The sequence below is a fragment of the Rhodococcus sp. IEGM 1370 genome, from assembly GCF_033142325.1.
Classification (GTDB): Bacteria; Actinomycetota; Actinomycetes; order Mycobacteriales; family Mycobacteriaceae; genus Rhodococcoides.
In genome coordinates, this window is the sequence record NZ_JAWLRY010000006.1 from 16,432 (window position 1) to 31,169 (window position 14,738).

Here is a 14,738-nt window from a genome sequence, read left to right on the forward strand (position 1 = left end):
TGACCCCATGCGTGTGGATGGGCGGGACATTCCCGTAGCGGGAAACCTGCTTCAGCCGCTGGTGCGGAGAACCAGCGACATCATTCGGGTCGTATCGGCCGCGGCACTGTTGGGCGTGGTGATCGCCGGTTCGCTGATCACCAGAAATCAGTGGGATGCGCTCGAGCAATCGGTCTCGAACATCGTCGGCGTGCTCAGTCCCGACCAATCCAACGCCGTCTACATCGTCTACGGCGTCGCCATTCTCGCGCTCCCGTTCGGCGTCCTGATCGGACTGATCGCCGGCCGCAAATGGAAACTGCTCGCCGGGTACGCGGCCGCAGCACTGCTGGCCGCTCTGGCGCTGTCGATCACCGGAACCGGGATCTCCACTCCCACCTGGGACCTCGACGTTCCCGACCGACTCGACACGTTCCTCGCGCAATTCCTCGACGATTCGCGCTGGATCGCGATGCTGGCCGCGGCTCTGACGGTCTCCGGCCCCGGCCTACCCGCGAAGTGGCGTCGGGCATGGTGGACGCTGTTGCTCGCATTCGTACCGATGCACCTGGTCGTCTCCACCGTGGTCCCGGCTCGCTCGATGCTCGGACTGGCGGTCGGCTGGCTCGTCGGAGCCGTCATCGTGTTGCTCGTCGGCACCCCGGCGCTCGAGGTTCCGCTCGACGCGGCGGTTCGCCTGTTCCACAGCCGCGGTGTCACCGTGCGCAGCTTCACCGTCGTCCGTCCGGCCGGCCCCGGCCCGTTGGTGTTGAACGCACACACTCCCGACGCCGATGTGGTGGTCGAGTTGTACGGGCAGAATCAGCGCAGCGGCGGTGCCCTACGTCAGTCCTGGCGGTGGATCACACTGCGTGGCAGCGAAACTGCGCCATTGCACGCGTCGATGCGCCGGGCCGTCGAGCATCGCGCCCTGATGGGCCTTGCCATCAAGGGGTTGGGTGCGGCGGGAAGTCACCCACTGGCGGTGGCCGCGCTCGACAGAGGATGGACCCTGTACGCGCACAGCCTTCCCATCGGTGATCCGATCGAGGCGGAGCACGACGACGCCACCCTCGGCGCTCTGTGGTCGGCCCTGCACACTCTGCACGAGAACCAGATCTCCCACGGTGACCTGCACCGAAACGAACTCCGGATCCACGACGGCAAGGCCCTCTTCTGCGGCTTCGGCCATGCCGAACTGGGTGCCTCTGATTCCCAGATGCAATCCGACGTCGCGCAGTTGTTGCTCACCACCGCAGACCTGTTCGGCTCCCAGCGCGCCGTCGCGACCGCCATCGACGTACTCGGCTTCGAGACCGTGGTTGCGGCCTCGGGTCGTTTGACCAAGTCCGCCATCCCGCCGCGTATTCGCCAATCGGTGCGCGACGCCGACAAGACGATGAAGGCAGTCCGGCTAGAGGTTCTCGAGCAGACCGGTGCCGCCAAGATCGAGGCCGAACAGGTCACCCGATTCAGCCGCAACCAGATCATCTCGCTCGTGCTGTTGATCGGATTGGTCTACGTCGCATACCCGTTCATCAGTGCGGTGCCCGCGTTCGTCACCGAACTCGGTTCGGCGAACTGGTGGTGGGCTCTGCTCGGTCTGGCGGTGTCCGCGCTGACGTACGTCGGTGCCGGAGCCGCGTTGTGGGCGTGCGCGTTGGGCAAGGTCAGCTTCTGGAATCTGACGGTGATGCAGGTCGCCAACACCTTCGCGGCGACGACGACACCCGCCGGCGTCGGCGGACTGGCCCTGAGCGTGCGCTTCCTGCAGAAGGGTGGGTTGGGAACGGTTCGCGCGACGGCGGCTGTGGCGCTGCAACAATCGGTCCAGGTGATCACGCACGTGAGCCTGCTGATCTTCTTCAGCGTCGTCGCAGGCACCTCGTCCGGTCTGTCGAACATGGTGCCGGGCAACACCGTGCTGTATCTCATCGCAGGTGCCGCTTTCGGCGTCGTCGGGACGTTCATGTTCGTACCCAAGCTACGACGCTGGCTGCGGGTCGCCGTTCGTCCGCAGATCAAGGAAGTCCTCGGCGAACTGGGCGAACTCGCCCGCGACCCCAAACGGTTCTCGATCATCATCCTCGGCTGCGCGGCCACGACGTTGGGTGCCGCGCTCGCACTGTGGGCGAGCATCGAGGCCTTCGGCGGCGGCACCACGTTCGTCACCGTGACGGTGGTGACGATGATCGGCGGAACTCTGGCCTCGGCCGCGCCGACGCCGGGCGGTGTGGGTGCCGTGGAGGCCGCACTCATCGGCGGTCTGGCCGCCTTCGGAGTGCCCGCCTCCATCGCCGTGCCGTCGGTCTTGCTCTATCGCGTCCTGACCTGCTGGTTGCCGGTGTTTCTCGGGTGGCCGACACTACGGTGGCTCACCAAGCGAGACATGGTCTGATTCGTCCGATTCAGGGTGCGTGTTCACCGTGAGTGCTAGCGTTCATGCAGGTTGGGAGCCTCATACGACGGAGGGCGTTGCGATTTCCGATCCGGGAGAGTTCATTCCCACCGCAGAGGAGCGATGGGTTCGGCTGTTCATCAGCGGAATGACGCTGACGTTCGGACTGGCCGGTGTGCTGATGATCCCGGCGGGACAGTTCTCCGAGTCGGCCTCGATCGCGGTACTCGTCGCGTCGGCCACCACGATGCCCGTGGCCATCGCCTGGTACATCCGTCCTTGGACTTCCCCGCGGCTGGCGACCGCCTACGTCCTGTACGCCGATGTCGGCATCGTGTCGGTTCTGTTCTCGTTCCGCACCCACTTCGACGCCATGCCGGGTTGCGCGATGTTCGCGATCGTCGCCGCCTTCATCGTCGTCGGAAGTTCCTACCGAATGGTGTTGATTCACCTCGGCGTCGCCACCATCACGCTGCTGACGCTCGGTGTGCTGGCCGTCTCGGCCGGTGCCGACCCGTGGTCGACCGCGTCCCGCATCGTGACCATCGGTTCTCTCTACGCGGCACCCTTCATGATCAAGGCGTACATAGGGCAATTACGTCTCAAGGCCGCGCGGGCGCTGACCGACCCGTTGACCGGCCTGTGGAATCGCCGCGGTCTGCTGGACACCGTGGACACCCTGGGTGTCTCACCGTCCGAGGCCGGTCAAGCGGTGGGGGTCACGGTCCTCGATATCGACCGTTTCAAGCAGATCAACGACCGATTCGGGCATCCATCGGGCGACGCCGTTCTCATCGAAGTCGCCCGACGCCTGTCCGAGGCTGTGGGCGATCGGTCGGCGGTCGCACGCCTGGGCGGTGATGAGTTCGTGGTTGTCAGAACCGGAACTCGAGAGGAGATCACTCAGTCGGACAACAGGATTCGGGCTGCGCTCGAGGAAACGTTCGACGGTCCTCGGTTCACCACCAGCCTCGGTTCGGCCGTCGAGGCACTCGACTCCGACACCAGCATTCATGTTCTGGTTCGACGGTTGATCGCGCTGGCCGACATCGAGATGTACCGATTCAAGGCACGAACCTCCGGAAGCGCGGCGTCCGATCGTCTTCCCGAAGCGAACTCGCACGAGCAGACGCGGAGCCGGATCGACGAACTCATCGCATCCGGCGGCCCCGACATCTTCTTCCAGCCCATCTGCGACACCGTCAAGGGATCCGTCGTCGGTTTCGAGGCACTCTCGCGCTTTCCGTTCGGTGCCGGATCGCCGCTCTCGTGGTACCGAGACGCCACCGAGGCCGGCATCGGTCCCCGCCTCGAACGTGCCGCACTCGACCGGGCGCTCGACTCGATACATGCGCTACCGCCGGGATCATTCGTCTCGCTGAACGCATCCGCGGACACCATCCGCACGACGAACCTGCTCGATCGACTACGCCCGCACCTGGCGTCGCGGACGTTCTTCCTCGAGATCACCGAACACGAGCGAGTCGACGACTACCTCGCGGTCACGCGAGCCATCGACAGCCTGCGTGCTGCGGGAGTACAGATTTGCATCGACGACGTCGGTGCCGGATTCGCCGGTCTACGCCACGTCATCGAATTGCGGCCCGACATCCTCAAAGTGGACTATGCGCTGGTCCACGGAATCGACCGCGATCCCCTGCGTCGAGCAGCCGCGACCGCGATCGTCGACTTCGCCCGGCAGATCGACGCCACCGTCATCATGGAAGGCGTCGAGACCGAAGCGGAACTGCAAGTGGCGCACGAATTGGGAGCCCAAATGGTTCAGGGCTTCCTCACCGGCCGACCGGAACCTGCTTCTGCACACTCCCACCACCAGGTGACGAGGTAGCCGAATACTTGCTGATCAGATCGACGAGTCGACCGTGAATTTCGTCAGTGTCGGAGCGGCAGCGAGCATCGGCGGCAGTTCGGTGATCTGGCCGGGACCGGCGCGGAACTCGCGGTACTTCGCATCGGCCTCGGCCGACTCCCACGTCTCGTAGGCCACCACGTGGGCTTCGTTCTCCTCGTCGACCCACACGTCGACGCCGAGGCAACCCTCGAACGCGCGGGTATCGGCCAGCACCGTGCGCAGCAGTGCTCGCGCGTCGGCGAGAGACTCGGGCTTGAACGTCAGATCCAGTGTTGCAATGAGAGCCATGGCTCCAGGGTAGACCGCGACGGGTCACCGCAGCCGTAAAGCCAAGTAGAACTCGATCCTGTCCTCCAGTCGCGACAGATCGCGGCCGGTCAGTTCTTCGATGCGCTGGATGCGATATCGGACGGAATTGACGTGCATGTGCAGTTGTTCGGCACATCGCGTCCAGGCTCCGTTGGTGTCGAGGTACACCGACAGCGTCTCGACGAGATCACTGTTGTGCAGGTCGTCGTAGTCGACCAGGGGAGTCAGCAGTCTCGAGGTGAACATGCGTCGCACGTCATCGGGAACGTTGGCGAGAAGTATTGTCAGCGTGGCCAATTCATCGTGCCCGACGACACTGCAATCCGAGCCACGACGCTCGGCGAGTCTGCGGGCGTAGCGCGCTTCCTCGATCGCGCTTCGGATGTCGGCGGGCGCGGTCGGAGCGCTGACACCGATCGAGGTGCCGCTACCGATCAGTCCCGGCGCCAACGTGTGGACCGCTCGCCGGACGGAATCGGTTCGATCGGTTCGCGCCTCCACCAACGCGATGGCCTCGCCGTCGACGATTCCGAGCGTGATCTCCAACGGTGCCAGCACTTCTCGCAGCAGCGGGCGTAGCTCGCCGAGCCGCAACGTCTCCCCGGACGTGGCCACAGCCACTGCAGCGTACCGTGTTTCGATATCGAGCCCGATGACGTGCATCTGGGCGAGGATGTCAGCGGCCGTCGCACCGCCGACGATCGTGCGCACGAATTCCTGCGCCAGAATTCCCGACCCGGACAGGCGATCGTCGACGCGACTGCGTTCCACCGCCACGATCGACGCCAGCTGCCCGGCCAGCGAAAGCCTCGGCGCATCCCATGTCTGCCAATCGCTTTCGAAGGCCACGAACCAATCCACCACCCGCGGTGCGGACTCACCGTCGACGGCGAACACCGAGACTCGCTGCTCCGGGCAGTACCGCGGCAGCCGCACCGAGCTCATGAATTCCTGCGCGACGGCTTCGGTGTCCGGCGGATTGTCGGATCCGGCGAGTACCCGTCCCGACGAGGTGACCACCCAGCAGTTCATACCCAGATCGGAGCTGACCATCTCCAGCAGCGGACCGAGACCCCCACCGGGCCCCGCGCTCGCCACCAGGCGTCGGTGCCGATCGAGCACCAGGCTCAGGTCCGAGGCCCGGGCCGTGGACAGTTGCCGGACCACGCTCTCGGTGACGGTGGCGAAAGCGATGTCTGCGGGGACCCGAAAGAGCGGCAGGCCGTGCTCGAGGCAGGCGTCGACCAGATCGTCGGGCACCACGCCGTCGTCGGATGCCGCCAGCGCCGAGATCCCGGCCTTGGACACCGCCCGGACGAACGTCCTCGAGTCCTCGGGGCCCGTCCGCCACATCAGACCGGTCAGCACCAGCTCTCCGCCGCTGAGGTATCGGCTCGGATCGAGCATGTCGGTGGTCACGACCCATCGGATGGTCGGATCGAAGTGTTCGGGGGTGACGATCGGCTGCAGTTTCAGGTCGGGGAGATCGGCCAGATCACGCAGTCTCACGGTGCATCGACCTCCTCTTCGTAGGATCCTCCAAAACCTACACTGTGATCGGCGTCATACTTCGTCGTTCCTGTCTCTCGTTCGCGTGGCCTCCGGCGGCTGTACTGGGTGAACACGACCGAAAGACACGTGAGCGGAGAACAGCACGATGGAATTTCTACGACCACAGACCTGGGGCGACGCGTTGGCCGCGAAGGCCGACGACGTCGACGTGGTGCCCATCCAGGGCGGCACCGACGTCATGGTCGAGATGAACTTCGACCTGCACCGGCCGGGCGCATTGCTGGATCTGAACCCGATCACCGAACTCACCGAATGGGAGCACCTTCCCGACGGGACGCTGCGGGTCGGCGCAGGCGTGCCGTACGTCCGCATCATCGCCGAGCTCGGAGACATGCTCCCCGGCATCTCCCAGGCCTCCCGCACCGTCGGTTCACCGCAGATCCGCAATCGCGGGACCGTCGGCGGCAACCTCGGCGGCGCGTCACCAGCAGGCGATCTGCACGCGCCTCTGCTCGCGGCGGGCGCGACCGTCGAGGTCGAATCGGCCGAGCGCGGAGTACGCATGATCCCCGCCACCGAGTTCTACCTCGGCGTCAAGCGCAATTCCTGCCTGCCCGACGAACTCATCCGCGCCTTTCACGTAGCGCCGGCAGCGGGACCGCAGTACTTCTCCAAGATCGGCACCCGCAACGCGATGGTCATCGCCGTCTGCTCGTTCTCGATCGCACTGTTTCCGCAGGAGGGTCGCGTGGGTACCGGACTCGGCTCCGCTGCGCCGACGCCGCGCCGGGCTTACGATGCCGAGAACTACCTCGCGGCCGAACTCGAGTGGGACGGTGCCCTCGATCCGCGGGTATCGGAGGAATTCGGCCGATTGGTCAGTGCGGCAGCAAGTCCCATCGACGACGTACGAGGCACTGCCGATTACCGCAAGCACGCCCTGTCCGTGATGGCCCGGCGAACACTGGGCTGGGCATGGCGAGACCTCACAGCCGCACGGAAGGTGGCCTGAACATGCGAGTCAACTGCACCATCAACGGAAAAGACATGGAAGCCGACGACGTCTGGGAGGGCGAGAGTCTGCTCTACCTGCTGCGTGAACGCATGGGACTCCCCGGATCCAAGAATGCCTGCGAGCAAGGTGAATGCGGTTCGTGCACCGTCTATCTCGACGGCGTCCCCGCATGTGCCTGCCTGGTGGCCGCCGGTCAGGTCGAGGGCCGCGAGATCCGTACCGTCGAAGGCCTCGCCGAAGGCGACAAGCTCGATCCGATGCAGGAGGCGTTCGTCGAATGCGGAGCCGTCCAATGCGGCTTCTGCACACCCGGGCTCGTGGTGCAAGCACACGATCTGATCGAGCGCGTTCCCAATCCGTCGGACGTCGAGATCCGTGAATCACTCGCCGGAAACCTCTGCCGCTGCACCGGATACGAGAAGATCCTGGACGCCGTGCGGCTTGCAGCAACTCGAAAGGCCGAAGCCAAATGACCACTGTCATCTCGGGTGCCTACATCGCGCCCATCGTCGGAGACGAAATCCCCGACGGCTACCTCGTCGTCGAGGGCACGATGATCACCGCCATCGGATCGGGTCCCGCCCCGATCATCCCCGGCGCCGAGACCATCGACGCCTCCGGTTGCCTGGTCACCCCGGGCCTGGTGAACACACACCACCACCTCTACCAGTGGGCGTCCCAGGGCCTGGCCAAGGACAACACGCTCTTCGAATGGCTTGTCGCTCTGTACAAGCCGTGGTCCAAGATGGACGCCGAGGTCGTCGGCGGTGCCGCCGCGGCCGGGCTCGGATGGCTGGCCAAATCGGGATGCACCACCAGCACCGATCATCACTACATCTTCCCCCAGGGCCGAGGCGATCTGTTCGCCGCCGAGATCGACGCGGCGCAACGCATCGGAGTCCGCTTCCAGCCGTGCCGAGGCTCGATGGACCGGGGTGTGTCCGACGGCGGCCTGCCACCGGACGAGGTCGTCGAATCACTCGACGACATCCTCACGGCCACCGCCGAGGCCATCGACACCTACCACGACGCCTCCTTCGGTTCCATGCTCCGCATCGCGGTCGCGCCCTGCTCACCGTTCTCGATCAGCAAGGAGCTACTCGTCGAGTCCGCGACCCTCGCTCGTGCGAAAGGTGTTCGGCTGCATACGCATCTGGCCGAGACCCTCGACGAAGAAGAGCACTGCCTCGCTCAGATGAACTGCACCCCGGTCGAATACATGGAGCAGGTCGGCTGGCTGGGCGACGACGTGTGGTTCGCACACGCAGTGCACCTGCACGATTCCGACATCGCAAAGATGGCGGCCACCGGAACCGGCACCGCCCACTGCCCGAGCTCCAATGCTCGGCTCGGCGCGGGTATCGCCCGGATCTCGGACCTGCTCGCCGCCGGCGCACCCGTCGGCCTGGGGGTCGACGGTTCCGCCTCGGCCGAAATGGTGCCGCTGGCAGGCGAGGTCCGTCAGGCCATGTACATGCAGCGGGCCAAGTACGGACCGACAGCACTGACCGCGCGTCAGGCACTCGAGATCGGAACACTGGGCGGCGCAACGGTACTGGGCCGTCAGAGCGAGATCGGTTCGCTCGAGGTCGGCAAGCTCGCCGACATCGCGATCTGGCGCACCGACGGGTTCTACTCGGCCGTGGACGACCCGGTCGTGGCGTTCGCGTACGGGCAGACACCACCGCTCGCGCGCTTGATGGTGGGAGGCCGGACGATCGTCGAGAACGATGTCTTGACCAGCGCACCGCAGGACGAAATAGGCCGCGCCGGAGCCGATGCGCACCGTCGCCTGATGAAACTCGCGGAGGACGTGCTGTGAGCGCCCCGACCACCACACCCCGGCAAGCTCCCGCCGACATCCCCGCCCCGGGTCGCGGTCGCGTCGGCGACAGCCCGCTGCGACCCGACGGCACGCTGAAGGTCAAGGGCGAGTTCGCCTACTCATCGGATCTGTTCATCGACGGGATGCTCTGGGGCGCAACCCTTCGTAGCCCACATCCCCGCGCGAAGATCGTCTCTGTCGACATCTCGAAGGCGCTGGCAACTCCCGGCGTCGAGGCGGTACTCACCCACGAGGACGTGCCCGGGCGCAAGTGCTTCGGACTCGACCACACGTGGGATCAGCCCGTGCTGGCCTTCGACGAGGTGCGGCACGAGGGCGAACCGATCGCGTTGATCGCAGCCGATCATCCCGAAACCGCCCGGCGCGCAATGGAAAAGATCGTCGTGGTCTACGACGTGCTCGAGCCTCTCACCGATGCCCGACGCGCAGCATTGGACCCGGACTACCCGAAGGTGCAGGAACGCGGCGGAGTGGCGCGGCATCAGCCGGTGCGCGTCGGCAACGTCGCCGCCGCCCGGGCCACCGCGGATGTCATCGTCAGCAGCGACTTCGCCGTCGGCATCCAGGATCAAGCGTTCCTCGGACCCGAGTCCGGCTTGGCCGTGCCCGCCGAGGACGGCGGCGTGGATCTCTATGTCGCAACGCAGTGGATGCACAACGATCTGGCGCAGATCGGGCCGTGTCTCGGCCTGCCCGAGGAGAAGATCCGAATGACGCTGGCCGGCGTCGGCGGTGCATTCGGTGGCCGTGAGGACCTGTCGATGCAGATCCACGCGGCGATGCTCGCCATGCACACCGGCAAGCCGGTCAAGATCGTCTACAACCGGTACGAGTCGTTCTTCGGCCACGTACACCGACACCCGGCGCAGATGCACTACGAATACGGTGCAACCCGCGACGGCAAGCTCGTGTTCGCCGATGTCGAGATAATCCTCGACGGCGGTGCGTACACCTCGGCCACCCTCAACGTGGTCGGCAACGCGGCCTCGCTCGGTGTCGGACCGTACGTCATCCCCAACATCGAGATCGACGCGTACGGGGTGTACACCAACAATCCACCGTGCGGTGCGATGCGTGGCTTCGGCGCAGTGCAAGCATGTTTCGCGTACGAGTCGATGATGGACAAGCTCGGCGAGGCCTGCGGTATCGGACCGGTGGCGATCCGCCAGATCAACGCCGTCAGCCAAGGTTCCATCCTCGCGACCGGCCAGGTCATCGAAGCACCTGCCCCACTGGCCGAAATGCTCGCCCGAGCCGAGGCGATGGAACTACCTGCCCCGCTGGACGCGTCGGACATTCGGAATCTGCCGGGTGGGGCATCGCAGACCACCCACGGCGAAGGCGTCGTACGTGGGATCGGGTACGGCGTCGGCATCAAGAACATCTGCTTCTCCGAGAACTACGACGACTACTCCACTGCTCGCGTCCGTCTGGAGGTGATCGGCGGCGAGGCAACGGCATTGGTGCACACGGCTGCTGCCGAGGTGGGCCAGGGACTGGTGACGTTGGAGGCGCAGATCGCGCGCACCGAACTCGGCGTCACCAAGGTCGTCATCCACCCCGCCGACACCAAGGTCGGTAACGCGGGCTCTTCGTCCGCGTCGCGCCAGTCGTACATGACCGGTGGCGCAGTCAAGACCGCGTGCGAGGCCGTGCGCGAGGCGGTGTTCGTCCTGGCCGGACTGTACCTGGGCCGCGCGGTGGCCGACCTCAGCCTCGACGGCGGCAAGATCGTCTCGGCAACCGACGGCGTGCTGGCCACGATCGAGGACGTACTCGGCGATCGCGTCATCGAGCAGACGCGTGAATTCCACCATCGCCCCACCAGCGGAATGGATCCGGTCACCGGACAGGGCGCGAGCCACACGCAGCTCGCCCTGTGTGTGCATCGCGCAGTGGTGGACGTCGACGTCGAACTCGGACTCGTCAAGGTCGTCGAGATGGCGGCCGTACAGGACGTCGGCAAGATCCTCAACCGGCTTTCACTCGAAGGCCAGATCCACGGCGGCACAGCGCAGGGCCTCGGCCTCGCGGTGATGGAGGAGATCGTCGTCGTCGACGGTCTGGTGAAGAACCCGTCGTTCACCGACTACCTCATCCCCACGATTCTCGACATGCCGCCCATGAAGCTGGACATCCTCGAGAACCCGGATCCCCTGGCACCGTACGGCCTTCGTGGTGCCGGCGAGCCACCCACCCTCTCGTCGACGCCCGCCGTCGTCGCCGCCATCCGCAACGCCACCGGACTCGCGTTGACCCGCGTACCCGTTCGACCCGAACACATCATCAACAGCTGATCTGAGTTCCATCCCCATTCGACGAAACCTTCTCCGGCACAACCGTACCGACGCCAACTCCCCCGGCATGTCGGCCCGGCCCGACGCTCGACGAGGTTGATCACGCCCTGGGAGGGCCGATCATGACCGACGTACACACATCCAGCACTCGCCAAAGCGGACGAGGTCGATCCCAGATCGACAAGTTCTTCGACATCACCGGCCGCGGTTCCACGCTGTCACGCGAAATTCGAGGTGGTGTCACCACATTCGTGGCCATGGCCTACCTGATCGTTCTCATCCCTCTGATCATCGGTGATGCACGCGATGTCACCGGTGCCACGCTCGATCCGGCTCAGTTGTCGACCATGGTGGCACTGTCCGCCGGGCTGACGACCATCCTGATGGGGGTCGTCGGAAACGCGCCCCTCGCGATGGCAGCCGGCCTCGGGGTGACGCCGATCGTGGTGTTCCAGGCGGCCCCGTACATGACCTGGCCGCAGGCGATGGGTCTGGTGGTTCTCGAGGGCGTCGTCATCGTCGTCTTCGCTCTCACCGGCATTCGGCAACTCATCATGGATGCCATACCGCTGGTGCTCAAGCAGGCGATCGGCGTCGGGATCGGTGCATTCATCGCGCTCATCGGCCTGGTCGACGCCGGGTTCGTCGGGCACCACGAGTCAGCAGCAACCGCCGTCACCCTCGGCACCTTCGGCAAGCTCGCCGGCTGGCCGGTGTTCGTGTTCTGTGTCGGGCTCATCCTGATGATCATGCTGTTCGTTCGGAGGGTGCCGGGCGCGATGCTGATCGGCATCTTCGTGGCCACCAATCTGGCCATCATCCTGAACTCGGTGTTCGATATCGAGCCGGAGGCGTGGGGCCCGGTGGTACCGAAAGTGCCCGACTCCATCGTCGCCACACCACAATTCGACCTGCTGTTCAACGTCGACCTGTTCGGCGGCTTCGCCCGAGCCGGAATCGTCACGGCATCGGTTGTCCTGTTCACACTGGTGTTGTCGGGCTTCTTCGACGCCATGGGCACCATCCTCGGAGTCGGCGAAGAAGCGGGCCTGGTCGACAAGCAAGGCAGGATGCCCGGACTGAGCCGCATCCTCACCGTCGACGGTATCGGTGCCATCGTCGGAGGCGCAATCAACGGCTCCGCCAACACCGCCGTCGTGGAATCTGCGGCCGGCGTCACCGAAGGAGCCCGAACCGGTCTCGCCAGCGTCGTCACGGGCGGGTTGCTGACCAGCTTGATCTTCTTCACTCCGTTGGCCGGGGTGGTTCCCGTCGGTGCAGCTGCGCCGGCCCTGGTTCTGGTGGGCGCGCTGATGATGACGCACGTACGCAAGATCGATTGGGAGAACACCGAAATCGCGATCCCGGCCTTCCTGACCATTGTCCTGATGCCCTTCACCTACTCGATCACCGTCGGTGTTGCGGCCGGTGTCATCTCGTACACCCTCGTTCGTCTGGCCAAAGGGAAAGCACGCCAGACGCATTGGCTGCTGTATCTGATGTCGGGTATATTCTTGGTCTACTTCGCCCTGCACCCGATCGAAGAAGCGTTGGGAATCTCGTAACGTGAAAGAGATCGTCGATCGTCTGTCGGCCTGGGATCGCGCCGGCATTCCCTATGCGGTAGCGACTGTCATCGCGGTATCCGGAAGTGCCCCAAGGCTTCCGGGTGCCGCGATGGCGGTCTGCGCCGACGGCGAAGCAGTGGGCAGCGTCTCCGGTGGCTGCGTCGAAGGAGCAGTGTACGAGCTGTGCCGCGAGGTTCTCGAGACCGGTGAGTCCAAGCGAGAATCGTTCGGCTACAGCGACGTCGACGCTTTCGCTGTCGGTCTGACCTGCGGGGGAGTGATCGAGGTGTTCGTCCGCCTCGGACCTCCGCGGGCCGTGCTCGCCGCCATCGCGTCGGACACTGCGGTGGCCACGGTGACGATGCTCTCCGGGTCAGGGGAATCGCTTGCAGTGTCCTCCTCGGCCACGATCGGCAGCACCGGGTTCTCCGATGTCGACGCGGTTGTCGTCGGTGAGGCGCTGGCGATGTTGGACTCCGGCGGTACCGGTATCCGCTCGGTGCGGTGCCGGCCTGATCTCGACGTGTTCGTGCAGTCCTACGCCACTGCCCCGAGGCTGCTGATCTTCGGGGCAATCGACTATGCAGGCGCACTCGCCCGCGTGGGTAAGTTCCTCGGGTATCACGTGACGGTCTGTGACGCGCGACCGGTATTCGCCACTGCTGCACGGTTTCCCGACGCCGACGAGGTGGTCACCGAATGGCCGCACAGCTACCTGGCGCGGACGGCCGTCGACGCCCGCACGGTGATTTGCGTCCTGACGCACGACGCCAAATTCGATGTGCCGCTGCTCGAGGTGGCCCTGCGGTTGCCTGTCGCATTCGTCGGGGCGATGGGATCACGCAGGACTCACGACGATCGCGCGGCCCGGTTGCGCGACGTTGGGTTGACCGAGCAGGAGCTCGCACGCTTGAAGTCGCCGATCGGCCTGGACTTGGGGGCAAGAACCCCCGAGGAGACCGCGCTGGCCATCGCTGCGGAATTCGTCGCCGTGCGACGCGGGGGTAGCGCTCTGCCCCTGACACGAACGGCCGGCCCGATTCATCACGACGGGGCGGCGGGGGACGCGAAGTACGCGTAAGTATCGGCCCGACTCAGCCCACACGTATCGTGCGTTCGAGCAAAGGCAACAGACGATCCCAATGCCGTTGCAGTGCAGCTGCATCGAATGCGGTGGTGTCGGCCATCGTAAATCCGTGTACAGCACCGGGATAGACCTCGGAGGTGTACTCGAGTCCAGCCGCGTCGAGGGCTCCGTCGAGCTCGTCGAGGGCCTCGGGCGTCATATCGCCATCAGCGTGGCCGATGTGGACAGCGGCAAGAGTGGAGCCTGCGGAACGATCCGACGTAGCCGCAACGTCAAGGAGTAACCGATGGGGACTGCCCGGCTCGTCGGTCACGAGCTTCCCCGGATGGAAGCTTGCAGCAGCGCTGACTCGATCGGGGAATGCGGCCGCCGTGCGGATCGCCAGGACTCCGCCCATGCAGTAGCCGACCACTGCTACCTTTCCGGCGCCCACTGCCGGCTGTTCGTCGAGAAATGCGAGATAGTCCTCGGCGTCGGCGCGGGCTCGGTCAGCGGTGTGCTCGGCCAACAGCGGCATCAGCTTCTCCACGAGCGCCGGGCGTGACTCGCTGTCGATGAGCTCGGGTAGCTCGACCACCGGTGCTGGTCCGTGTCGGTAGAAGAGGTTGGGGACCAGCACGTAGTAACCGTGCTCGGCCAGTTCGCGGGCCATGGCCTCCAACACTGGTCGCACGCCGAATATGTCCATGTAGAGCAGGACTGCGGGATGCGGCCCATCGCCGTCAGGGTAGGTGACGAACGCGTCCGCCGCGCCGTCGGTCATGGGAATCTGCACATGTGAACTGGGCACTGGAGTCCATTTCGAGTCGAGGAATCGGGCCCTTGCGACCGTACGCCTGTTGCGATTCGACCTT

11 protein-coding genes are annotated in these 14,738 nt (G+C 65.3%); 8 read left to right on the forward strand and 3 right to left on the reverse strand.

What is annotated here, in order from left to right; all coding sequences use genetic code 11:
- Positions 1 to 7 precede the first annotated feature (7 nt).
- Positions 8 to 2,377 carry a lysylphosphatidylglycerol synthase transmembrane domain-containing protein gene (locus R4P47_RS10695; RefSeq protein WP_149406812.1) on the forward strand — a complete coding sequence of 790 codons (2,370 nt, stop codon included), beginning with the start codon at positions 8 to 10 and terminating at the stop codon, positions 2,375 to 2,377.
- A 28-nt stretch (positions 2,378 to 2,405) separates the two neighbouring features.
- Positions 2,406 to 4,226 carry a bifunctional diguanylate cyclase/phosphodiesterase gene (locus R4P47_RS10700; RefSeq protein WP_262498482.1) on the forward strand — a complete coding sequence of 607 codons (1,821 nt, stop codon included), beginning with the start codon at positions 2,406 to 2,408 and terminating at the stop codon, positions 4,224 to 4,226.
- A gap of 15 nt (positions 4,227 to 4,241) precedes the next feature.
- On the opposite strand, the gene R4P47_RS10705 is transcribed toward R4P47_RS10700, so the two are convergent.
- The gene (locus R4P47_RS10705) at positions 4,242 to 4,538 is read right to left on the reverse strand and encodes a putative quinol monooxygenase (protein WP_094687235.1); all 297 of its coding nucleotides are present in this window, start codon (positions 4,536 to 4,538) and stop codon (positions 4,242 to 4,244) included.
- 24 nt (positions 4,539 to 4,562) lie between these two features.
- On the reverse strand, positions 4,563 to 6,068 hold the full coding sequence (locus tag R4P47_RS10710; protein ID WP_262498481.1) for a PucR family transcriptional regulator: 1,506 nt from the start codon (positions 6,066 to 6,068) through the stop codon (positions 4,563 to 4,565).
- Positions 6,069 to 6,216: 148 nt separating this feature from the next.
- Between R4P47_RS10710 and R4P47_RS10715 the strand changes: the two genes are divergently transcribed.
- The 6 genes from R4P47_RS10715 to R4P47_RS10740 all read left to right on the forward strand — a co-directional run bounded on the left by R4P47_RS10715 (position 6,217) and on the right by R4P47_RS10740 (position 13,878).
- On the forward strand, positions 6,217 to 7,083 hold the full coding sequence (locus tag R4P47_RS10715; protein ID WP_149406811.1) for an FAD binding domain-containing protein: 867 nt from the start codon (positions 6,217 to 6,219) through the stop codon (positions 7,081 to 7,083).
- 2 nt (positions 7,084 to 7,085) lie between these two features.
- On the forward strand, positions 7,086 to 7,559 hold the full coding sequence (locus R4P47_RS10720) for a (2Fe-2S)-binding protein (protein ID WP_068048485.1): 474 nt from the start codon (positions 7,086 to 7,088) through the stop codon (positions 7,557 to 7,559).
- On the forward strand, positions 7,556 to 8,908 hold the full coding sequence (locus R4P47_RS10725; RefSeq protein WP_149406810.1) for an 8-oxoguanine deaminase: 1,353 nt from the start codon (positions 7,556 to 7,558) through the stop codon (positions 8,906 to 8,908). Before R4P47_RS10720 ends, R4P47_RS10725 begins: the two co-directional genes overlap by 4 nt.
- Positions 8,905 to 11,229 carry a xanthine dehydrogenase family protein molybdopterin-binding subunit gene (locus R4P47_RS10730; RefSeq protein ID WP_269596614.1) on the forward strand — a complete coding sequence of 775 codons (2,325 nt, stop codon included), beginning with the start codon at positions 8,905 to 8,907 and terminating at the stop codon, positions 11,227 to 11,229. The genes R4P47_RS10725 and R4P47_RS10730 overlap by 4 nt, the downstream gene beginning before the upstream one ends.
- A gap of 122 nt (positions 11,230 to 11,351) precedes the next feature.
- Positions 11,352 to 12,794 carry an NCS2 family permease gene (locus tag R4P47_RS10735; protein ID WP_317533063.1) on the forward strand — a complete coding sequence of 481 codons (1,443 nt, stop codon included), beginning with the start codon at positions 11,352 to 11,354 and terminating at the stop codon, positions 12,792 to 12,794.
- A 1-nt stretch (position 12,795) separates the two neighbouring features.
- The gene (locus R4P47_RS10740) at positions 12,796 to 13,878 is read left to right on the forward strand and encodes an XdhC/CoxI family protein (protein WP_317533062.1); all 1,083 of its coding nucleotides are present in this window, start codon (positions 12,796 to 12,798) and stop codon (positions 13,876 to 13,878) included.
- A gap of 13 nt (positions 13,879 to 13,891) precedes the next feature.
- On the opposite strand, the gene R4P47_RS10745 is transcribed toward R4P47_RS10740, so the two are convergent.
- Positions 13,892 to 14,674 carry a dienelactone hydrolase family protein gene (locus R4P47_RS10745; RefSeq protein ID WP_269596617.1) on the reverse strand — a complete coding sequence of 261 codons (783 nt, stop codon included), beginning with the start codon at positions 14,672 to 14,674 and terminating at the stop codon, positions 13,892 to 13,894.
- Positions 14,675 to 14,738: the final 64 nt, after the last annotated feature.